Consider the following 21,752-nt stretch of genomic DNA (forward strand, 5'->3'; position numbering starts at 1 on the left):
GGGGGTGAGCCCGGTACGCTCACCGCCGTGCCACACGCTGATCAGTCCCAAATCACCCAGAAGGGCGTTCCTGTGACATATCCGGGGCCGCCGCGACCGGTCCAGAACTCCGCAACACCCCTCGCGGAGCTCGCCGATCAGCTGGGTGCCAACGCCCCGGCGTCGGCCGCGGAGGTCACGGGCATCACCCACGACTCCCGCGCCGTGCGCCCCGGCGACCTCTACGCCGCGCTGCCCGGCGCCCGCCTGCACGGTGCCGACTACGTCACCCAGGCGGCCGGTCTCGGCGCGGTCGCCGTGCTGACCGACCCGACCGGTGCCGAGCGCGCCGAGGCCACCGGCCTGCCGGTCCTCGTGGTCGACGACCCGCGCGGACGCATGGGCGAGCTCGCGGCCACGATCTACGGTCACCCCGGGCGCGACCTGCTCCAGATCGGCATCACCGGAACCTCCGGCAAGACCACCACGGCGTACCTCGTCGAGGGCGGCCTGAAGACGGTCCGCAACACCGGCCTGATCGGCACGGTGGAGATGCGCATCGGCGACGAGCGCATCAAGTCGGAGCGCACCACCCCCGAAGCGACCGATCTCCAGGCGCTGTTCGCGGTCATGCGCGAACGTGGTGTCGACGCGGTCGCGATGGAGGTTTCCAGCCACGCGCTGGTGCTCGGCCGGGTCGACGGCTGTGTCTTCGACATCGCCGTCTTCAACAACCTCAGCCCGGAACACATGGAGTTCCACTCCGACATGGAGGACTACTTCCGGGCCAAGGCGCGGCTGTTCACTCCGGAACGCAGCAAACTCGGCGTGATCAACCTCGACGACGCCTACGGGCGCCGACTGGCCGAGGAGACCGCCGTCCCCGTCGTCACCTTCTCCGCGGAGGGCCACCCGGACGCCGACTGGCGGGCCGAGGAGGTCGAGGTCGGTCCGATGGACTCGGTCTTCGTCGCGGTCGGGCCCAAGGGCGAGCGGATCACCGCCAGGTCGCCGCTCGCGGGCCCCTTCAACGTGGCGAACACCCTCGCCGCGATCGTCGCCCTCGCGGCAGCCGGACTCGACCCGCAGACCGCGGCCGACGGCATCGCCGCCGTCCCGGGCGTCCCGGGCCGCCTGGAGCGCGTGGACGCGGGCCAGCCCTACCTCGCGGTGGTCGACTACGCCCACAAGACGGACGCCGTCGAGTCGGTGCTGCGCGCACTGCGCAAGGTCACCGAGGGCCGGCTGCACGTCGTGCTCGGCTGCGGCGGCGACCGCGACATGACCAAGCGGATGCCGATGGGCGCCGCCGCGGCGCGGCTCGCCGACACCGCCGTACTGACATCGGACAACCCCCGCTCCGAGGACCCCCTCGCGATCCTCGCCACGATGCTCGCGGGCGCCGCCGAGGTACCGGCCCACGAGCGCGGCGAGGTCCAGGTCTTCGAGGACCGGGCCGCCGCCATCGCGGCCGCCGTCGCTCGGGCCCGGCCCGGCGACACCGTGCTGGTCGCGGGCAAGGGCCATGAGCAGGGCCAGGACATCGCCGGGGTGGTGCGTCCCTTCGACGACCGCCAGGTGCTTCGCGAAGCTATCCAGAAGACCCAGGGATGAACTTGTGATCGCCCTCTCTCTCGCCGAGATCGCAGCAGTCGTCGGCGGGCAGACGCACGACATACCGGATCCGGCGCTACAGGTCACCGGACCGGTCGTCAGAGACTCCCGTGAAGTGGAGCCAGGCAGCCTCTTCGTCGCCTTCGCCGGCGAGCGCGTGGACGGCCACGACTTCGCCCGCGCGGTCGTCGAGGCTGGCGCGGTCGCCGTACTGGCCTCCCGGCCCGTCGGCGTGCCCGCGATCGTCGTCGAGGACGTGCAGACGGCCCTCGGCGCCCTCGCCCGCCATGTCGTCGAACGGCTCGGCGCGACGCTCGTGGCCCTCACCGGCTCCGCGGGCAAGACCAGCACCAAGGACCTGATCGCCCAGGTACTGCGGAGCAAGGCGCCGACCGTCTTCACGCCCGGTTCGCTCAACAACGAGATCGGACTGCCGCTGACCGCCCTGACCGCCACCGAGGAGACGAAGTACCTCGTGCTGGAGATGGGCGCCCGCGGCATCGGCCACATCCGTTACCTCGCGGATCTCACCCCGCCGAAGATCGGTCTCGTCCTCAACGTCGGCACCGCCCACATCGGTGAGTTCGGCGGCCGCGAACAGATTGCACAGGCGAAGGGCGAGCTCGTCGAGGGCCTCCCCGAGGACGGCGCCGCGGTCCTCAACGCCGACGACCCCCTCGTCCGCGCCATGGCGTCCCGGACGAAGGCGCGGGTGGTGCTTTTCGGAGAGTCCGGCGAAGCGGACGTACGCGCCGAGAACGTCCGTCTCACGGACCTTGGACAGCCGGCGTTCAGGCTTCACACACCCTCCGGGTGCAGTGATGTGACCATGCGCCTGTACGGTGAGCACCACGTGTCGAACGCGCTCGCCGCGGCCGCCGTCGCCCATGAGCTGGGCATGTCCGCAGACGAGATCGCCCGCGCGCTCTCCGAGGCGGGCTCCCTCTCCCGCTGGCGGATGGAGGTCACCGAGCGCCCGGACGGCGTGACGGTCGTCAACGACGCCTACAACGCGAATCCCGAGTCCATGCGAGCCGCCCTGCGCGCGCTCGTGGCGATGGGACGGGGACGTCGTACGTGGGCGGTGCTCGGTCAGATGGCCGAGCTCGGGGACGAGGCTCTCGCCGAGCACGACGCGATCGGGCGGCTCGCCGTCCGACTCAACGTCAGCAAGCTCGTCGCGGTCGGGGGCAGGGAAGCGTCCTGGCTCCAACTGGGCGCATATAACGAGGGTTCGTGGGGTGAGGAGTCGGTGCACGTGTCCGACGCACAGGCGGCTGTCGACCTGCTGCGCAGCGAGTTGCGCCCGGGGGACGTCGTGCTCGTGAAGGCGTCCCGGTCGGTCGGGCTCGAACGGGTGGCGCAGGCGCTGCTCGCAGGCGGTGCCGAGGGTGAGGTTGCTGCCCGATGATGAAGCAGATCCTGTTCGCAGGAGTCATTGGTCTGTTCCTCACCCTGGTCGGCACGCCGCTGCTGATCAAACTGCTGGCCCGCAAGGGCTACGGGCAGTACATCCGCGACGACGGGCCGAAGGAGCACCACAGCAAGCGCGGTACGCCGACCATGGGTGGTATCGCCTTCATCCTGGCGACGATCGCGGCGTACTTCCTGTCCAAGATCATCACGGGTTACCCGCCCACCTTCTCGGGTCTGCTGGTGCTCGGCCTGATGGCGGGCATGGGCCTGGTCGGCTTCCTGGACGACTACATCAAGATCGTCAAGCGGCGTTCGCTCGGTCTGCGGGCCAAGGCGAAGATGGCCGGACAGCTGATCGTCGGCATCTCCTTCGCGGTGCTCGCGCTCCAGTTCTCCGACAACCGCGGCAACACCCCGGCCTCCACCAAGCTCTCCTTCGTCCAGGACTTCGGCTGGACCATCGGCCCGGTGCTGTTCGTGGTCTGGGCGCTGTTCATGATCCTGGCGATGTCGAACGGCGTGAACCTGACGGACGGTCTGGACGGCCTCGCCACCGGCGCCTCCGTCCTGGTCTTCGGCGCCTACACGTTCATCGGCGTCTGGCAGTTCCAGGAGTCCTGCGCCAACACGCAGACCCTGACCAACCCGGCCGCCTGCTACGAGGTACGAGATCCACTGGACCTCGCGATCGTCGCCTCCGCCCTGATGGGCGCCTGCCTCGGCTTCCTGTGGTGGAACACCTCGCCCGCCAAGATCTTCATGGGTGACACCGGTTCGCTGGCCCTGGGCGGCGCGCTGGCCGGTCTGGCGATCTGCTCCCGCACCGAGCTGCTGCTCGCGCTGCTCGGCGGCCTCTTCGTCCTGATCACCATGTCCGTGGTCATCCAGGTCGGCTCGTTCCGGCTCACCGGCAAACGTGTCTTCCGCATGGCACCGCTCCAGCACCACTTCGAACTCAAGGGCTGGTCCGAAGTCCTGGTCGTGGTCCGCTTCTGGATCATCCAGGGCATCTGCGTGATCGTCGGTCTCGGCATCTTCTACGCGGGATGGGCGGCCGAGAAGTGACCTCCCCGGAGTTCCAGGGCAAGCGCGTCACCGTCGCCGGGCTCGGGGTCTCCGGCATCCCGGCGGCGCGGGTCCTGCACGGGCTCGGCGCGGTCGTCACGGTCGTCAACGACGGCGCCGACGAGCGCTCCCGCGCGCAGGCCGCGGAGCTGGAGGCGCTCGGTGTCACCGTGCGCCTCGGCGACGGCGACACCCTGCCCGGGGGCACCGAACTCATCGTCACCGCGCCCGGCTGGAAGCCGGACAAGCCGCTGTTCGCCGCGGCCGCCGAGGCGGGCGTCCCGGTCTGGGGCGACGTCGAGCTGGCCTGGCGCCTGCGGGAGCTGGACGGCAGGAAGCCCGCACCCTGGCTCGCCGTCACGGGCACCAACGGCAAGACCACGACCGTGCAGATGCTCGCCTCGATCCTGAAGGCGGCGGGACTGCGTACGGCCGCCGTCGGCAACATCGGGGTCTCGCTGCTGGACGCGGTGCTGGGCGAGGAGACGTACGACGTCCTGGCGGTGGAGCTGTCCAGCTACCAACTGCACTGGGCGCCTTCGCTGCGCGCCGACTCCGCGGTCGTCCTGAACCTGGCACCCGACCATCTCGACTGGCACGGCTCCATGGAGGCGTACGCCGCCGACAAGGGCCGTGTCTACGAGGGCAATCGGGTCGCCTGCGTCTACAACGTCGCCGACAAGGCCACCGAGGACCTGGTGCGCGAGGCGGACGTCGAGGAGGGCTGCCGGGCCGTCGGCTTCACCCTCGGCACCCCCGGACCGTCCCAACTCGGCGTGGTGGACGGCATCCTGGTCGACCGCGCCTTCGTCGAGAACCGGCAGAAGAACGCCCAGGAACTCGCCGAGGTCTCCGACGTGCGCCCGTCGGCCCCGCACAACATCGCCAACGCCCTTGCGGCGGCGGCCCTCGCGCGCGCCTTCGGCGTCCCCGCCGGCGCCGTACGGGACGGCCTGCGGGCCTTCACCCCGGACGCCCACCGCATCGCGCACGTCGCCGATGTGGACGGGGTCGCGTACGTCGACGACTCCAAGGCGACCAACACCCACGCGGCGGAAGCCTCCTTGGCGGCCTACGACTCGATCGTGTGGATCGCCGGCGGCCTCGCCAAGGGCGCATCCTTCGACGAACTGGTCGCCAAGTCGGCCCAGCGGCTTCGGGGGGTCGTACTGATCGGCGCCGATCGCGCGCTGATCCGCGAAGCCCTCGCGCGACACGCCCCGGAAGTACCCGTCGTCGACCTCGCCCGCACCGACACTGGGGCGATGCTCGCGGCGGTCCAGGAGGCCGCCCGGCTCTCCGGACCAGGAGACACTGTCCTGCTGGCGCCGGCCTGTGCGTCCATGGACATGTTCACCAACTACAACAAGCGCGGTGACGCTTTCGCGGAGGCGGTCCGCGAACTCGGCACCGCGAGCGCCTGACGGCGGGACCCAGGCGCCCCGGGATCCTTGGGAGGGACGCGTGACGCCAGTGCGGTCGGGGCTTCGCAGGCGGCTTTCGGCAGGCGGAACGGCGCTGTGCCGGCCCGTCCCCGCCGCCGCCCCCCTGCAGGCCGGGAGAACCACCGCGGGGGCGTGCCTCCGCCCCCCGGCGGAGGGAGCCGGCGATGACCGGTAGCCGTACGGGCCGTCCCCCCGTCCAGCGCGCCCCCCGGCGCCCCGCCTCCGCACGCCCCGCCCGCGACAACCCCGTGGGCCGCCTCGTCACGCGCGCGCGCAAGGCATGGGACCGGCCGCTGACCGCCTACTACCTGATCCTCGGCAGCAGCCTGCTGATCACCGTGCTGGGCCTCGTGATGGTCTACTCGGCGTCGATGATCACGGCACTGCAGCTGTCGCTGCCCGGATCGTTCTTCTTCCGCAAACAGTTCCTCGCCGCCTCGATCGGCGCCGTGCTGCTCCTGGTGGCCATGCGGGTGCCGGTGAAGATGCATCGGGCGCTGGCCTATCCGATCCTGGCCGGCGCGGTCTTCATGATGGTTCTCGTGCAGGTGCCGGGGATAGGGATGTCGGTCAACGGCAACCAGAACTGGATCTCCCTGGGCGGCTCGTTCCAGATCCAGCCCAGCGAGTTCGGCAAGCTCGCACTCGTGCTGTGGGGCGCCGACCTGCTCGCGCGCAAACAGGACAAGGCGATGCTGGCGCAGTGGAAGCACATGCTGGTGCCACTGGTCCCGGTCGCCTTCATGCTGCTCGGGCTGATCATGCTCGGCGGCGACATGGGCACGGCGATCATCCTCACCGCCATCCTCTTCGGGCTGCTGTGGCTGGCCGGAGCGCCCACCCGGCTGTTCGCGGGCGTCCTGGCCGTCGCGCTGACGATCGGCTTCGTCCTCATCAAGACCAGCCCCAACCGCATGTCCAGGCTCGCCTGCATCGGAGCCACCGAGCCCGGCCCGAACGACACCTGCTGGCAGGCCGTGCACGGCATCTACGCCCTCGCCTCCGGCGGCCTGTTCGGATCCGGCCTCGGCGCCAGCGTGGAAAAATGGGGCCAACTGCCCGAAGCGCACACGGACTTCATCTTCGCCATCACCGGGGAGGAACTCGGCCTCGCGGGGACACTGTCGGTACTCGCCCTCTTCGCGGCCCTAGGCTATGCGGGTATCCGCGTGGCCGGACGCACGGAGGACCCCTTCGTGAGGTATGCCGCGGGAGGCGTGACCACCTGGATCACGGCCCAGGCCGTGATCAACATCGGTGCGGTGCTCGGTCTGCTGCCGATCGCCGGAGTCCCGCTCCCGCTGTTCTCCTACGGGGGTTCCGCCCTGCTGCCGACCATGTTCGCCGTCGGACTGCTGATCGCCTTCGCACGCGACGAGCCCGCCGCGCGGGCGGCGCTGGCCATGCGGCAACCCCGCTTTGGCAGAAAGCGTGCTGCGGTGAGAGGCTCCGCGGGGGCCGCGGGGCCTCGGAGATGGAACACGATGCGACGGCGCGCCGCGGCGCGTTCGTCCGGAGAGCGGTGAATTTCGGTGCATGTCGTACTCGCCGGCGGGGGGACCGCCGGCCACATCGAGCCCGCGCTCGCCCTCGCGGACGCCCTGCGCAGGCAGGACCCGACCGTGGGGATCACGGCCCTGGGCACGGAACGCGGACTCGAGACCCGGCTCGTACCGGAGCGGGGATACGAACTCGCGCTGATCCCCGCCGTCCCGCTGCCGCGCAAGCCCACCCCCGAGCTGATCACCGTCCCCGGACGGCTGCGCGGCACGATCAAGGCCGCCGAGCAGATCCTGGAGCGCACCAAGGCGGACGCGGTCGTCGGGTTCGGCGGCTACGTCGCGCTGCCCGCCTACCTCGCGGCCAAGCGCCTCGGCGTGCCGATCGTCATCCACGAGGCGAACGCCCGGCCGGGCCTCGCCAACAAGATCGGCTCGCGGTACGCCGCGCAGGTCGCCGTCTCGACCCCCGACAACAAGCTGCGCGGCGCCCGCTACATCGGCATCCCGCTGCGCCGCTCGATCGCCACCCTCGACCGGGCCGCCGTACGCCCCGAGGCCCGCGCCGCGTTCGGGCTCGACCCCAACCTGCCTACGCTGCTGGTCTCCGGCGGCTCGCAGGGCGCCCGGCGGCTCAACGAGGTCGTCCAGCAGGCCGCGCCGTACCTCCAGCAGGCCGGTATCCAGATCCTGCACGCGGTCGGCCCGAAGAACGAACTGCCGCAGGTGCACCAGATGCCCGGGATGCCCCCGTACATCCCGGTACCGTACGTGGACCGGATGGACCTCGCGTACGCCGCGGCCGACATGATGCTCTGCCGCGCGGGCGCGATGACCGTCGCCGAACTCTCCGCCGTCGGGCTCCCGGCCGCCTATGTCCCGCTGCCCATCGGCAACGGCGAACAGCGGCTCAACGCCCAGCCGGTGGTCAAGGCCGGCGGCGGACTGCTCGTCGACGACGCGGAGCTGACGCCCCAGTGGGTGCAGCAGAACGTGCTGCCCGTGCTCGCCGACCCGCACCGGCTGTACGAGATGTCCCGCGCCGCCAGCGAGTTCGGGCGCCGGGACGCCGACGACCTGCTCGTCGGCATGGTGTACGAGGCGATCGCCTCACGCCACCGCTAGGCACATGTGAGGGAAGGCAGGGAGCGTGGCCGGACCGACGACCGCCGAGCGCGGTGAACGGCAGAAGCTGAAGTCCGGCCCGCCCCGGCCGCCCCGTCCGGTGCGGCTTCGCCGCCTTCGTGTGCTCATCGTCCTTCTGGTCACGGCGGTGTTGGCCGGTGGCGGCGTGGTCTGGCTCCTGTACGGCTCGCAGTGGCTGCGGGTCGAGAGGCAGTCGGTCTCCGGGACCCGGGTGCTGACGGCGCGGCAGGTGCGCGAGGCGGCCGAGGTGCCGGACGGAACGCCGCTCATCTCGGTCGACACCGACGCCGTGGAAGCGCGGTTGCTGCGGAGACTGCCCCGGATCGACTCGGTCGACGTCGTTCGTTCCTGGCCGCACGGAATCGGGCTGAAAGTGACCGAACGCACCCCCGTCCTGGTGGTGAAGCAACCGGGAGAGGGGGGCAAGTACGTCGAAGTGGATGCCAAGGGCGTGCGGTTCGCGACGGTTTCGCGGGCCCCGAAGAACGTGGCCCTGCTCGAATTGACGCCGTCCCGCTCGGCCGTCCTGCGCCGCTTCCCCGCCGACCGGCTGGTGCGCGAGGCGGTTCGGGTCGCCGGGGACATTCCGGCCTCCGTGGCCCGTGACACGCGGACGGTCAAGGTCCGCTCGTACGACTCCATCTCGCTGGAACTGGGCGACGGCCGTGACGTCGAGTGGGGGAGCGGCGAGAAGGGCAGCGCGAAGGCGCGGACACTCACCGCTCTCATGAAAGCAGCTCCGAAGGCCCGGCACTTCGACGTGAGCGTCCCCACCGCCCCTTCGTCAGCCGGTAGTTGACGCACATCCGCGCAGGCCAGCACCCTGGTTGGGCAGCGCTACGGCTGATCACATAGGGTGAAAAGAAAAACGGGAGGTTCGGCGTGTTCGTTGAACGTGCGCCACTTGTCGACTTAGTGTCCTGTTCGGAAGAGTCCAAGGAACAGACACACTGGTAACCCTAAACTTCAGCGTTAGGGTTCGGGTCGGCGTTCGGACCGTCCCATTCGGCATCAGTCGTCGGATCGCGAGCGTGCGAGGCGACGACACGTAACTCGAGGCGAGAGGCCTTCGACGTGGCAGCACCGCAGAACTACCTCGCAGTCATCAAAGTCATCGGTGTCGGCGGCGGTGGTGTCAATGCCATCAACCGGATGATCGAGGTCGGTCTCAAGGGCGTCGAGTTCATCGCCATCAACACGGACGCGCAAGCTCTGTTGATGAGCGACGCCGACGTCAAACTCGACGTCGGCCGCGAACTCACCCGCGGACTCGGCGCCGGAGCCAACCCGGCCGTCGGCCGGAAGGCGGCCGAGGATCACCGCGAGGAGATCGAGGAGGTCCTCAAGGGGGCCGACATGGTCTTCGTGACGGCCGGCGAGGGCGGCGGCACCGGCACCGGCGGCGCCCCCGTCGTGGCCAACATCGCCCGCTCGCTGGGCGCCCTGACCATCGGCGTGGTCACCCGCCCGTTCACCTTCGAGGGGCGGCGCCGGGCCAACCAGGCGGAGGACGGCATCGCCGAACTCCGCGAAGAGGTCGACACCCTCATCGTCATCCCGAACGACCGGCTGCTGTCCATCTCGGACCGCCAGGTCTCGGTCCTCGACGCGTTCAAGTCGGCGGACCAGGTCCTGCTCTCCGGTGTCCAGGGCATCACCGACCTCATCACCACGCCCGGTCTGATCAACCTCGACTTCGCCGACGTCAAGTCCGTGATGTCCGAGGCGGGTTCCGCGCTCATGGGCATCGGCTCGGCCCGCGGCGACGACCGCGCGGTGGCGGCCGCGGAGATGGCGATCTCCTCGCCGCTCCTGGAGGCGTCCATCGACGGCGCCCGCGGCGTCCTGCTCTCCATCTCCGGTGGCTCCGACCTCGGCCTGTTCGAGATCAACGAAGCCGCCCAGCTGGTCAGCGAGGCCGCGCACCCCGAGGCCAACATCATCTTCGGCGCGGTCATCGACGACGCGCTCGGCGACGAGGTACGGGTCACCGTCATCGCCGCCGGCTTCGACGGCGGCCAGCCGCCGGCCAAGCGGGACAACGTCCTCGGCTCCACCGCGGCCAAGCAGCGCGAGGAGCCCGCGCCGGTGCGGGCCCCCGAGAGCCGTCCGTCCTTCGGCTCGCTCGGCAGCGTCACGCCGAAGGAGGCACCGGAGCCCGCTCCGGAGCCGGTCAGTGAGATCCAGGTGGCCCCGCCGGTCCCGCCGTCCCGCACCTACTCGGACAGCGCGGCCGAAGAGCTGGACGTGCCGGACTTCCTCAAGTGATAGGACAGCGCTCCGAGACGAGCACCGTGAGCGGCGCGCACTTCGCCTTCACCGACCGGTGGGGCGGGGTGAGCGCCGTTCCGTACGAGGAGCTCAACCTCGGCGGGGCGGTCGGCGACGACCCCGAGGACGTACGGACCAATCGTGAACTGGCGGCCCGGTCCCTCGGGCTGGACCCGGCCCTGGTCGTCTGGATGAACCAGGTGCACGGGGCGGACGTGGCGGTCGTCGACGCACCGTGGGGCTCCTCGGAGATCCCGTCCGTCGACGCCGTCGTCACCGCACGGCGTGGGCTCGCTCTCGCCGTCCTCACCGCGGACTGCACACCGGTCCTGCTCGCCGATCCCGTCGCCGGGATCGCGGCGGCCGCCCACGCGGGGCGGCCCGGCATGGTCGCGGGGGTCGTCCCCGCCGCCGTACGGGCCATGGTGGAACTCGGCGCCGAGCCCGCGAGGATCGTCGCCCGCACCGGACCCGCGGTCTGCGGACGGTGCTACGAAGTGCCGGACGGGATGCGCGCCGAAGTCGCCGCCGTCGAGCCGGCGGCGTACGCCGAGACCAGTTGGGGCACTCCCGCGGTCGACGTGACCGCCGGAGTGCACGCGCAACTGGAACGGCTCGGGGTGCGCGACCGGCAGCAGTCGCCGGCGTGCACGCTGGAGTCGAAGGATCATTTCTCGTACCGACGGGACCGCACCACCGGGCGGCTCGCGGGCTATGTCTGGCTGGACTGATGGGGCATGACGGACCGTAAGGCTCAACTCGCCGCGAACCTGGCGAAAGTGGAAGAGCGTATCGCGGCGGCGTGCACGGCCGCCGGGCGCAAGCGCGAAGAGGTGACCCTGATCGTGGTCACCAAGACCTACCCCGCGAGCGACGTGCGGATCCTGTCGGAGCTCGGCGTGCGCCATGTCGCCGAGAACCGGGACCAGGACGCGGCCCCCAAGGCCGCCGCCTGCTCCGATCTGCCCCTCTCCTGGCACTTCGTCGGTCAGTTGCAGACCAACAAGGTGCGGTCGGTGGTCGGTTACGCCGACGTGGTGCAGTCCGTCGACCGTGCCCGGCTCGTCGGGGCCCTGTCGAAGGAGGCGGTGCGGGTGGAGCGCGAGGTCGGGTGTCTCATCCAGGTCGCACTGGACGCGGAGGAGAGCGGCCGGGGCGAGCGAGGCGGCGTGGGAGTGGGCGGGGTCGAGGAGTTGGCCGGTCTCGTCGAGCGGGCTCCGGGGCTCCGGCTCGACGGTCTGATGACCGTCGCGCCGCTCACCGGGCCGTACGCGGGGCGTCCGGGGGACGCGTTCGCGCGACTGATGGATTTGTCGACTGCTATGCGCCGCACGCATCCGGCTGCGAACATGGTGTCCGCAGGGATGAGTGCGGACCTCGAACAGGCCGTGACGGCCGGAGCGACACATGTGCGCGTCGGTACGGCGGTACTCGGAGTCCGACCCGGGCTCGGGTAACGTCGCCAAGAAGTCGGACCACAGCAGAAAATATGGTCATTACCGCCACACAGGCGGGCATAACGACCTCGTGGATCGCGGGCACTTGGCTATTCGTCAGCCGATCCACCACAGAGCGGAGGACTCAGAGCATGGCCGGCGCGATGCGCAAGATGGCGGTCTACCTCGGCCTCGTGGAGGACGATGGGTACGACGGCAGGGGATTCGACCCCGACGACGAGTTCGAGCCCGAGCTTGATCCGGAGCCCGAGCGGGACCGCCGGCGGCATGAGCCGCCGCACCAGTCACATCAGGCGCACCAGTCCCAACGGGACGAATCGGTACGAGTGGTGCAGCCTCCCGCGCAACGCGACCCCGTGCCGCATTCCGCTTCGCTCTCTGCGGAATCAGGCCGTCCGGCGCGGATCGCGCCCGTGGCATCCATCACACAAGAACGCGCGAGCCTGGAGAAGAACGCACCGGTGATCATGCCCAAGGTCGTGTCGGAACGAGAGCCGTACCGGATCACCACCCTCCACCCGCGGACGTACAACGAGGCCCGTACCATCGGGGAACACTTCCGTGAGGGCACTCCGGTGATCATGAATCTGACCGAGATGGATGACACGGACGCGAAGCGACTTGTCGACTTTGCGGCCGGTTTGGTGTTTGGTCTCCACGGCAGCATCGAGCGGGTGACGCAGAAGGTGTTCCTGTTGTCGCCTGCTAACGTCGATGTCACGGCGGAGGACAAGGCCCGCATCGCAGAGGGCGGGTTCTTCAACCAGAGCTGAGACGCTGGACCGGACAACGCAGGGAAACAGGGGAGAGGGAAGCACGGATCATGAGCGTGGTTGGGCAGGTTCTCTACATCGCGCTGATGTGTTTCCTCATCGTGCTGATCTTCCGGTTGGTCATGGACTACGTCTTCCAGTTCGCCCGCTCATGGCAGCCCGGCAAGGCGATGGTGGTCGTTCTCGAGGCCACTTACACTGTCACCGATCCACCGCTCAAGCTTCTGCGGCGGTTCATTCCGCCGCTGCGTCTCGGGGGCGTGGCGCTCGACCTGTCCTTCTTCGTACTGATGATCATCGTCTACATCCTGATCTCCGTCGTGAGCCGGCTGTGAACGATACGGTCTTGCCGAATGCCGACGACTACGTTGAGGTGAAGAGATGCCGTTGACCCCCGAGGACGTGCGGAACAAGCAGTTCACGACCGTCCGCCTCCGAGAAGGCTATGACGAGGACGAGGTCGATGCCTTCCTCGACGAGGTCGAAGCCGAACTGACGCGACTGCTCCGCGAGAACGAGGACTTGCGCGCCAAGCTGGCCGCTGCCACGCGCGCGGCCGCGCAGAACCAGCAGCAGGGCATGCGCAAGCCGCCCGAGCAGCAGGACCAGCAGCAGGGGCCGCCGCAGGGCATGCGCGGTCCGGGCGCTCCCGTACCCGCCGGCATATCGGGTCCGCCGCAGCAGCAGATGGGTGGCCCCATGGGCGGTCCGCCCCAGCTGCCGAGCGGTGCGCCGCAGCTGCCCGCGGGCCCCAGCGCCCAGGGCGGCCAGCAGGGCCAGGGTCCGATGGGTCAAGGCCCCATGGGCCAGGGTCCGATGGGCCAGGGCCCCATGGGTCAGGGCCAGATGGGCCAGGGCCCCATGGGTCAGGGTCCGATGGGTCAGGGTCCGATGGGTCAGGGCCCCATGGGTCAGGGTCCGATGGGTCAGGGCCCCGGTCAGCAGATGCAGCAGCAGATGCCCGGCCAGATGCAGCAGCAGATGGGTGGCCCGATGGGCGGACCCATGGGTGGGCCCATGGGCGGTCACGGCCCGCAGATGGGACAGCCCGGTCAGGGTCCCGGTGGCGACAGCGCCGCCCGGGTGCTCTCGCTGGCCCAGCAGACCGCCGACCAGGCGATCGCCGAGGCCCGTTCCGAGGCCAACAAGATCGTCGGTGAGGCCCGCAGCCGCGCCGAGGGTCTGGAGCGCGACGCCCGTGCCAAGGCCGACGCGCTGGAGCGGGACGCGCAGGAGAAGCACCGCGTCGCGATGGGCTCCCTGGAGTCCGCCCGCGCCACGCTGGAGCGCAAGGTCGAGGACCTTCGCGGCTTCGAGCGCGAGTACCGCACGCGTCTGAAGTCCTACCTGGAGTCGCAGCTGCGCCAGCTGGAGACGCAGGCGGACGACTCGCTCGCCCCGCCGCGTTCCCCGGCCGCTCCCTCCCTGCCTTCGCCCTCGGCGCCCTCGATGGCTCCGGCCGGCGCGAGCGCGCCGTCGTACGGCGGTGGCCAGGGCATGGGCGGTGCTCCGGCACCGGCGGCGCCGTCCTACGGCGGGCAGCAGCAGATGTCCCCGGCGATGACCCAGCCGATGGCTCCGGTGCGGCCCCAGGGCCCGTCGCCGATGCAGCAGGCGCCCTCGCCGATGCGCGGCTTCCTGATCGACGAGGACGACAACTGACGGCCTCCCGTACGCCTTAGGCGTCGGCCGGCGTTCAGGGCGGGGCCCCCGGATCTTCCGGGGGCCCCGCCCTTTTGCCGTGCTGTTCCGGGCGGGTGTGCGGTTTCCCTGGGGCATCTGTACGGGATGCGCAACGCCGAAAGCCGGGGCCCGCCAAGATCTTTGGCGGGCCCCGGCCGGGTCGTTCTCGGGTTGCCGGGTGGCGGGGGCCGGTCGCGTGGCTCCTCGCGCCCCTGGGGACGTCGTGCCGTCCTCCAGGCCGTCCGGCGTTCGGGGGCGGGGCCGTTCAGGTCGACGGCCCCGCCGCCCGGTGCTACGCCTTGTGCAGACGGAAGGTCAGCGACAGGGACTCGTCGGTGAACGGGGCGCCATAGGTGTCCTCGGCCTGACCCTGGGCGAAGTCCGTGGCGAGGACCTCGTCGGCGATGAGGTCGGAGTGCTCGGACAGGGCCGCGATGACGGCCGGGTCGGTGGACGTCCAGCGCAGCGCGATCCGGTCGGCCACGTCGAGGCCGCTGTTCTTGCGGGCCTCCTGGATGAGGCGGATCGCGTCACGGGCGAGGCCGGCCTGGCGCAGTTCCTCGGTGATCTCCAGGTCGAGGGCGACCGTGGCGCCGGAGTCGGACGCCACCGACCAGCCCTCGCGCGGGGTTTCCGTGATGATGACCTCGTCCGGAGCCAGGGGGACCGTCTCGCCGTCGACCAGTACCGCGGCCGTGCCCTCGCGCAGGGCGAGGGAGAGGGCCGCCGCGTCCGTCTCGGCGATCGCCTTCGCGACGGCCTGGACGCCCTTGCCGAAGCGCTTGCCGAGCGCGCGGAAGTTGGCCTTGGCGGTGGTGTCGACCAGTGAGCCGCCCACCTCGGAGAGCGAGGCGAGACCGCTGACGTTCAGCTCCTCCGTGATCTGCGCGTGCAGTTCGGGGTCGAGGGAGTCGAAGCCGGTCGCCGCGATCAGCGCGCGGGACAGCGGCTGGCGGGTCTTGACGCCCGACTCCGCGCGGGTGGCGCGGCCGAGCTCGACGAGACGGCGGACCAGCACCATCTGCCGCGACAGCCCGGGGTCGATGGCGGACAGGTCCGGCTCCGGCCACGACGACAGGTGTACGGACTCGGGAGCGTCCGGCGTGACCGGCGCGATCAGGTCCTGCCAGACCCGCTCGGTGATGAACGGGGTCAGCGGGGCCATCAGGCGCGTCACGGTCTCGACGACCTCGTGCAGGGTACGCAGCGCGGCCTTGTCGCCCTGCCAGAAGCGGCGGCGCGAGCGGCGCACGTACCAGTTGGACAGGTCGTCGACGAACGCCGAGAGGAGCTTTCCGGCGCGCTGGGTGTCGTAGGTCTCCAGTGCCTGGGTCACCTGGTCGGTGAGGGCGTGCAGCTCGGAGAGGAGCCAGCGGTCGAGGACCGGGCGGTCGGCCGGCGCCGGGTCCGCCTCGCTGGGCGCCCAGCCGGAGGTGCGGGCGTACAGAGCCTGGAAGGCGACCGTGTTCCAGTAGGTCAGGAGGGTCTTGCGGACGACCTCCTGAATGGTGCCGTGGCCGACGCGGCGGGCCGCCCAGGGGGAGCCGCCGGCGGCCATGAACCAGCGCACCGCGTCCGCGCCGTGCTGGTCCATGAGCGGGATCGGCTGCAGGATGTTGCCCAGGTGCTTGGACATCTTGCGGCCGTCCTCGGCGAGGATGTGGCCCAGGCACACCACGTTCTCGTAGGACGACTGGTCGAAGACGAGGGTGCCGACCGCCATCATCGTGTAGAACCAGCCGCGCGTCTGGTCGATGGCCTCCGAGATGAACTGCGCCGGGTAGCGGCTCTCGAAGATCTCCTTGTTCTTGTACGGGTAGCCCCACTGCGCGAACGGCATCGAGCCCGAGTCGTACCAGGCGTCGATGACCTCGGGGACGCGGGTCGCCGTCGCCTCGCACTGGGGGCAGGCGAAGGTGACGGCGTCGATGTACGGGCGGTGCGGGTCCAGTTCCGACTGGTCGGTGCCGGTCAGCTCGGTCAGCTCCGCGCGGGAGCCGACGCAGGTGAGGTGGTCGTTCTCGCAGCGCCACAGCGGGAGCGGGGTGCCCCAGTAGCGGCTGCGGGACAGCGCCCAGTCGATGTTGTTGTTCAGCCAGTCGCCGAAGCGGCCGTGCTTGACCGACTCGGGGAACCAGTTGGTCTTCTCGTTCTCCTCGAGGAGACGGTCCTTGACGGCGGTGGTGCGGATGTACCAGGACGGCTGCGCGTAGTAGAGGAGCGCGGTGTGGCAGCGCCAGCAGTGCGGGTAGCTGTGCTCGTACGGGACGTGCTTGAAGAGCAGCCCGCGGGCCTGGAGGTCCTCGGTGAGCTTTTCGTCGGCCTTCTTGAAGAAGACGCCGCCGACGAGCGGGACGTCCTGTTCGAAGGTGCCGTTCGGGCGGACGGGGTTCACCACCGGCAGCCCGTAGGCGCGGCAGACCTTGAGGTCGTCCTCGCCGAAGGCGGGGGACTGGTGGACCAGACCCGTACCGTCCTCGGTCGTCACGTACTCCGCGTTCACCACGTAGTGGGCGGGCTCGGGGAACTCCACCAGCTCGAACGGACGCTGATACGTCCAGCGCTCCATCTCGGCGCCGGTGAAGGTCTCACCGGTGGTCTCCCAGCCCTCGCCGAGCGCCTTCCCGAGGAGCGGCTCGGCGACGACGAGCTTCTCCTCGCCGTTCGTGGCGACCACGTAGGTGACGGTGGGGTGCGCGGCGACCGCGGTGTTGGAGACCAGCGTCCACGGGGTCGTCGTCCACACCAGGAGGGCGGCCTCGCCGGCCAGCGGGCCGGAGGTGAGCGGGAAACGGACGTACACGGACGGGTCGACGATCGTCTCGTAGCCCTGCGCCAGCTCGTGGTCCGACAGGCCCGTCTCGTCGCGGGGGCACCAGGGGGCGACGCGGTAGTCCTGGACCAGTAGACCCTTGTTGAAGATCTCCTTCAGCGACCACCACACGGACTCCACGTACTCGGGGTCCATCGTGCGGTACGCGTCGTCCAGGTCGACCCAGTAGCCCATGCGGTTCGTGAGGTCGGTGAAGGCGTCGGTGTGACGGGTCACGGACTCGCGGCACCTGGCGTTGAACTCGGCGATGCCGTACGCCTCGATGTCCTGCTTGCCCGTGAAACCGAGCTCCTTCTCCACGGCGAGCTCCACCGGCAGGCCGTGGCAGTCCCAGCCGGCCTTGCGGGCCACGTGATACCCGCGCATGGTGCGGAAGCGCGGGAAGACGTCCTTGAAGACGCGCGCCTCGATGTGGTGCGCTCCCGGCATGCCGTTCGCGGTGGGCGGTCCTTCGTAGAAGACCCATTCAGGGCGTCCCTCGGACCGCTCGAGGCTCTTGGCGAAGATCTTCTGCTCGCGCCAGAAATCGAGCACGGCGTGCTCGAGGGCGGGCAGGTCGACCTGGGCGGGCACCTGGCGGTACGTCGGCGTTGTCATCAGCGAGCTTCCTCCGGCGGACTTTCTGCCTTCCGTCCGGAGGGACGAGAGCCCGTGCCGCTGCCCAGTAGCTGCTGCGGACGCCGTGTGCGGCGTGCTCCCGCGGTACCACCCTCCTTGGCCCCCCGGCACGCGCTGTGCGCCGGTGAACCCCCTCATTGGGGTCGCGATGCCGGGTCTACCGGCCGCCGCCTGTCGGCCACGGCTTTCTTCCGGCGGCTCCGGGGTGATCTTCGCGTCGCGCTCGCCCCCGGGCTTCCACCGTCCCCGGGTCGCTCCTGGCCGCGTACGCCGCTACTCGTCCCCATCCACGCTTCTCGCTGCGCCCAGTGTACGGCGCCGCGCGCACGGTGTCCGACCGGTTTTCCCGACGCCTCGGCCGGTGCGGGCCGGGGTGCCCCGGCGGCTCGCGGGCTGACCCGAATGGGCAGGCGCCGTGGTCCGTGTTGCGGGACGCCGGGCCTGGCGGATTACCCGGCGGGGAGCTGGGCACAACGCATGCAGGCTCGTCAGGCGGAACCTGTGGGGCGGCCGGAAGGTGGGCGTGCCCCGTTGCCGCGGGCCGGAAGTCGATTTATCGTCCCAGAGCGATTTGCGCGCAAGATCACAATATGTGAAGGGGCCGCGGCCATGGTGGCGAAAAAGACCGCCGTACAGCAGTCGGCGTCCGGAAGATCCACGGGTCCGGCGGCCAAGGACGTGGGTGGCAAGAAGAGCGCACAGGGGGCACCGGCGGAGCACGGGAGCGGGCACGGGAGCGGCAGCGCACCGGTGAGCACGGCCGCCGGAAAAACGGGTACCAAGAAGACCGTCGCCGAGAAGACGGCCACCAAGAGGGCGGTGGCCGAGAAGTCCGTCCCGGAGGAACCGGGACCGGCGGGCGCCACCGCGAAGGGCGGCGCCGTGAAGCGGGCCGTCCGGAGCGCGGCCGGGAAGAGCGCCGGGACGGCCAAGAAGGCCACCGGTGCGGCGAAGAAGAGCACGGGCACGACGAAGAAGAGCACGGGCGCGGCGAAGAAGAACGCGAGCAGGGCGAAGAAGACGGCCGCGTCCGCGGCCGAGGATGCGGCCCTGGCCGCGAAGACGACGGGAGCCCCGACGGTGGTTGCGAAGAAGACCCCTGGCACGGCCACGGCGGCCGGGAAGCCCACCGCGCTCCCCAAGGCGCGGATCTCCGCGGTGGAGCCCGGCGAGCTCGCGGTGCGCCCTGGCGAGGACCCCTGGACCCCCGCGGAGGTCGCGGAGGCGCGCGCGGAGCTGCAGTCCGAGGCGCTGCGGCTGAGCACGGAGATCACGTCGTCGGAGGAGTCGCTCGCGGGCCTGATGCGCGACTCCGGGGACGGCGCGGGTGACGACCAGGCGGACACCGGCACGAAGAACATCACCCGCGAGTCGGAGATGGCGCTGGCGGCCAACGCGCGCGAGATGCTCGTCCAGACGGAGCGCGCCCTGGAGAAGCTCGACGCGGGCACGTACGGGCTCTGCGAGAACTGCGGCGACCCCATCGGCAAGGCCCGGATGCAGGCCTTCCCGCGCGCCACGCTGTGCGTCGAATGCAAGCAGAAGCAGGAACGCCGGTACTGAACGGCGTGGGAGGGCTCCTGCGCACGTGAATGCCGGGGGGTGTGACGTACCCTCGTCCTCAGTCAGGCACCTAGGTCGAGGGACTCACTCACGTGGCAGAGGCGGAGCGCATCATCGGTACGCCGGATTCCCCAGGAGCGGCGGGATCCGAGCCGGAGCAGTCCGACGGGAACACGACGCCGGGCGACCGCTCCGGCTCCGGCCTGTCGTCCCCGGCCGAGCGGTCCGGGACGGACGACGGCGCGGCGGCACAGCCGCCGAAGGGCAAGCGCAGGATCGCCGTCCTGTTCACGGTCGCCGTGCTGGCGTACGCCCTCGACCTCGGCAGCAAGCTGCTCGTGGTCGCCAGGCTGGAGCACCACGCGCCGATCGAGATCGTCGGGGACTGGCTGAAGTTCGAGGCCATTCGCAACGCGGGCGCCGCCTTCGGCTTCGGCGAGGCGTTCACGATCATCTTCACGATGATCGCCGCGGCGGTGATCATCGTGATCGCCCGGCTCGCGCGCAAGCTCTACAGCCTGCCCTGGGCGATCGCGCTCGGTCTGCTGCTGGGCGGTGCGCTGGGCAACCTCACCGACCGGATCTTCCGCTCGCCCGGCATCTTCGAGGGCGCGGTCGTCGACTTCATCGCGCCCAAGCACTTCGCCGTCTTCAACCTGGCCGACTCGGCGATCGTGTGCGGCGGCATCCTCATCGTGCTGCTGTCCTTCCGCGGGCTGGACCCCGACGGGACCGTCCACAAGGACTGACGAGCCCTGACGGGTCCCGACAGGCCCCGACGAGGGATGACCCGCGCGAGAACCCGTGCGGACCGGCCGCCGGGGCCCTCTAGGGGGCACTGGCGTTCGGCCTCTGGTCAGGGGGTGTCCGGCCGGTCCGGCATACTCGACGGGTGAGCACCGTTCCCGAGATCCGTACCCTGCCCGTGCCCGACGGCCTGGAGGGCGAGCGCGTCGACGCCGTCATCTCCCGGATGTTCGGCTTCTCCCGCACGAAGGCCGCCGAGCTCGCCGCGGCGGGGAAGGTCACGGTCGACGGTTCGGTGGTCGGCAAGTCCGAGCGGCTGCACGGCGGCGCCTGGCTGGAAGTCGAGATGCCGCAGGCTGCCGCCCCCGTGCAGATCGTCGCCGAGCCCGTCGAGGGCATGGAGATCGTGCACGACGACGACGACGTGGTCGTGATCGTCAAGCCGGTCGGCGTCGCCGCGCACCCCAGCCCCGGCTGGTCGGGACCGACCGTGATCGGCGGGCTCGCGGCCGCCGGCTACCGCATCTCCACCTCGGGCGCCTCCGAGCGCCAGGGCATCGTGCACCGTCTCGACGTGGGCACGTCAGGCCTGATGGTCGTCGCCAAGTCCGAGTACGCGTACACGTCGCTCAAGCGCCAGTTCAAGGAGCGCACGGTCGACAAGCGCTACCACGCGCTCGTGCAGGGCCACCCGGACCCGACGAGCGGTACCATCGACGCGCCCATCGGCCGGCATCCGAACCACGACTACAAGTGGGCCGTCACGGCCGAGGGCAAGCCGTCGGTCACGCACTACGACCTGGTGGAGGCGTTCCGCGCGGCCTCCCTGCTCGACATCAAGCTGGAGACCGGGCGCACCCACCAGATCCGCGTCCACATGTCGGCCCACCGCCATCCCTGTGTCGGTGACCTGACCTACGGCGCCGACCCCACGCTCGCCAAGCGCCTCGGCCTCACCCGGCAGTGGCTGCACGCGGTCCGGCTCGGCTTCGAACACCCGGGGGACGGCCAGTGGGTCGAGTTCGGGTGCGACTACCCCGAGGACCTGCAGAACGCCCTCGACAAGGTGCGTGAGGAGAGCAACGCATGACCGTCCCGTACACGCTGCGGGTGGCCGAGGACACCGCCGACCGTGAGGCGTGCTTCGCGGTGCGCAAGGAGGTCTTCGTCGGCGAGCAGGGCGTCAGCGAGGACATCGAGTACGACGCCCACGACGCCGGGGCGCTGCATGTGCTGGCCGTCCGTGACGACGGTACGCCGCTGGGTACCGGGCGGCTCCTGTCCGGCGAGGACGCGGCAGCGAAGACCGGCGGCGACCCGCGCGTCGGTTCGCTGGGACGGCTCGCCGTGACCAAGGAGGCGCGCGGGCTCGGCGTGGGGGTCGCCCTCGTCGGAGCCATCGAGGACGCGGCACGCGCGCGTGGACTCACGTCGGTGGATCTGCACGCGCAGACGCATGCGCTGGGCTTCTACGAGCGGCTCGGATACGTGGCGTACGGCGAGGAGTTCCTCGACGCGGGGATCGACCACCGGGCGATGCGCAAGACCTTGTGAGAGGTGCGCCCGGCGGGGGCCTGCCGGGAGGGCATCGTCGTAGCGGCGTGGCAGGCTGGAGGTCCGGCCCCTCCTTGATCGCCTAGACC

18 protein-coding genes are annotated in these 21,752 nt (G+C 70.5%); 17 read left to right on the forward strand and 1 reads right to left on the reverse strand.

What is annotated here, in order from left to right:
* Nucleotides 1-72 precede the first annotated feature (72 nt).
* The 13 genes from ACFVTC_RS05125 (at nucleotide 73) to ACFVTC_RS05185 (ending at nucleotide 14,327) form a co-directional block, all read left to right on the forward strand.
* Nucleotides 73-1,593, forward strand: coding sequence for a UDP-N-acetylmuramoyl-L-alanyl-D-glutamate--2,6-diaminopimelate ligase (locus ACFVTC_RS05125; protein WP_390124067.1), 1,521 nt, complete (start codon nucleotides 73-75; stop codon nucleotides 1,591-1,593).
* 4 nt (nucleotides 1,594-1,597) lie between these two features.
* Nucleotides 1,598-3,004, forward strand: coding sequence for a UDP-N-acetylmuramoyl-tripeptide--D-alanyl-D-alanine ligase (gene murF / locus ACFVTC_RS05130; protein ID WP_390124069.1), 1,407 nt, complete (start codon nucleotides 1,598-1,600; stop codon nucleotides 3,002-3,004).
* A complete protein-coding gene (gene mraY, locus ACFVTC_RS05135; RefSeq protein ID WP_153291070.1) occupies nucleotides 3,001-4,074 on the forward strand; it encodes a phospho-N-acetylmuramoyl-pentapeptide-transferase in 1,074 nt (357 codons plus the stop codon). Before murF ends, mraY begins: the two co-directional genes overlap by 4 nt.
* Nucleotides 4,056-5,498, forward strand: a complete 1,443-nt coding sequence (gene murD / locus ACFVTC_RS05140) for a UDP-N-acetylmuramoyl-L-alanine--D-glutamate ligase (protein WP_390124071.1) — start codon at nucleotides 4,056-4,058, stop codon at nucleotides 5,496-5,498. Before mraY ends, murD begins: the two co-directional genes overlap by 19 nt.
* Nucleotides 5,499-5,683: 185 nt before the next feature.
* Nucleotides 5,684-7,045 carry a putative lipid II flippase FtsW gene (gene ftsW, locus ACFVTC_RS05145; RefSeq protein WP_329287268.1) on the forward strand — a complete coding sequence of 454 codons (1,362 nt, stop codon included), beginning with the start codon at nucleotides 5,684-5,686 and terminating at the stop codon, nucleotides 7,043-7,045.
* Nucleotides 7,046-7,051: 6 nt separating this feature from the next.
* Nucleotides 7,052-8,143, forward strand: a complete 1,092-nt coding sequence (murG, locus tag ACFVTC_RS05150) for an undecaprenyldiphospho-muramoylpentapeptide beta-N-acetylglucosaminyltransferase (RefSeq protein WP_168527698.1) — start codon at nucleotides 7,052-7,054, stop codon at nucleotides 8,141-8,143.
* A gap of 25 nt (nucleotides 8,144-8,168) precedes the next feature.
* Nucleotides 8,169-8,963, forward strand: coding sequence for a cell division protein FtsQ/DivIB (locus ACFVTC_RS05155; RefSeq protein ID WP_390124074.1), 795 nt, complete (start codon nucleotides 8,169-8,171; stop codon nucleotides 8,961-8,963).
* A 275-nt stretch (nucleotides 8,964-9,238) separates the two neighbouring features.
* Complete coding sequence (ftsZ, locus tag ACFVTC_RS05160) at nucleotides 9,239-10,432, forward strand: cell division protein FtsZ (RefSeq protein ID WP_168527696.1); 1,194 nt, start codon at nucleotides 9,239-9,241, stop codon at nucleotides 10,430-10,432.
* Nucleotides 10,429-11,166, forward strand: coding sequence for a peptidoglycan editing factor PgeF (gene pgeF, locus ACFVTC_RS05165; protein WP_390124076.1), 738 nt, complete (start codon nucleotides 10,429-10,431; stop codon nucleotides 11,164-11,166). The genes ftsZ and pgeF overlap by 4 nt, the downstream gene beginning before the upstream one ends.
* Nucleotides 11,167-11,172: 6 nt before the next feature.
* The gene (locus ACFVTC_RS05170) at nucleotides 11,173-11,892 is read left to right on the forward strand and encodes a YggS family pyridoxal phosphate-dependent enzyme (protein ID WP_390124078.1); all 720 of its coding nucleotides are present in this window, start codon (nucleotides 11,173-11,175) and stop codon (nucleotides 11,890-11,892) included.
* 131 nt (nucleotides 11,893-12,023) lie between these two features.
* On the forward strand, nucleotides 12,024-12,665 hold the full coding sequence (locus ACFVTC_RS05175; RefSeq protein ID WP_153291078.1) for a cell division protein SepF: 642 nt from the start codon (nucleotides 12,024-12,026) through the stop codon (nucleotides 12,663-12,665).
* Between the two features lie 50 nt (nucleotides 12,666-12,715).
* Nucleotides 12,716-13,000: a YggT family protein gene (locus ACFVTC_RS05180; RefSeq protein WP_028803186.1), complete on the forward strand. Its 285-nt coding sequence runs from the start codon at nucleotides 12,716-12,718 to the stop codon at nucleotides 12,998-13,000.
* Nucleotides 13,001-13,046: 46 nt separating this feature from the next.
* Nucleotides 13,047-14,327, forward strand: coding sequence for a DivIVA domain-containing protein (locus tag ACFVTC_RS05185; RefSeq protein WP_390124080.1), 1,281 nt, complete (start codon nucleotides 13,047-13,049; stop codon nucleotides 14,325-14,327).
* 313 nt (nucleotides 14,328-14,640) lie between these two features.
* Here ACFVTC_RS05185 and ileS read toward each other — a convergent pair whose 3' ends face one another.
* Nucleotides 14,641-17,778 (reverse strand): isoleucine--tRNA ligase, encoded by a 3,138-nt coding sequence (gene ileS / locus ACFVTC_RS05190; protein WP_390124082.1) that lies wholly within the window; start codon nucleotides 17,776-17,778, stop codon nucleotides 14,641-14,643.
* Between the two features lie 630 nt (nucleotides 17,779-18,408).
* Here ileS and ACFVTC_RS05195 point away from each other — a divergent pair.
* The 4 genes from ACFVTC_RS05195 to ACFVTC_RS05210 all read left to right on the forward strand — a co-directional run bounded on the left by ACFVTC_RS05195 (nucleotide 18,409) and on the right by ACFVTC_RS05210 (nucleotide 21,663).
* A complete protein-coding gene (locus ACFVTC_RS05195; protein ID WP_390124084.1) occupies nucleotides 18,409-19,362 on the forward strand; it encodes a TraR/DksA C4-type zinc finger protein in 954 nt (317 codons plus the stop codon).
* Nucleotides 19,363-19,454: 92 nt separating this feature from the next.
* Nucleotides 19,455-20,111, forward strand: a complete 657-nt coding sequence (gene lspA, locus ACFVTC_RS05200) for a signal peptidase II (protein ID WP_390124086.1) — start codon at nucleotides 19,455-19,457, stop codon at nucleotides 20,109-20,111.
* Nucleotides 20,112-20,254: 143 nt separating this feature from the next.
* The gene (locus ACFVTC_RS05205) at nucleotides 20,255-21,199 is read left to right on the forward strand and encodes an RluA family pseudouridine synthase (RefSeq protein WP_390124089.1); all 945 of its coding nucleotides are present in this window, start codon (nucleotides 20,255-20,257) and stop codon (nucleotides 21,197-21,199) included.
* Nucleotides 21,196-21,663 (forward strand): GNAT family N-acetyltransferase, encoded by a 468-nt coding sequence (locus ACFVTC_RS05210; protein ID WP_390124091.1) that lies wholly within the window; start codon nucleotides 21,196-21,198, stop codon nucleotides 21,661-21,663. The genes ACFVTC_RS05205 and ACFVTC_RS05210 overlap by 4 nt, the downstream gene beginning before the upstream one ends.
* Nucleotides 21,664-21,752: the final 89 nt, after the last annotated feature.

The organism is Streptomyces sp. NPDC057950, assembly GCF_042887295.1.
GTDB classification, from domain to species: Bacteria; Actinomycetota; Actinomycetes; order Streptomycetales; family Streptomycetaceae; genus Streptomyces; species Streptomyces kaempferi.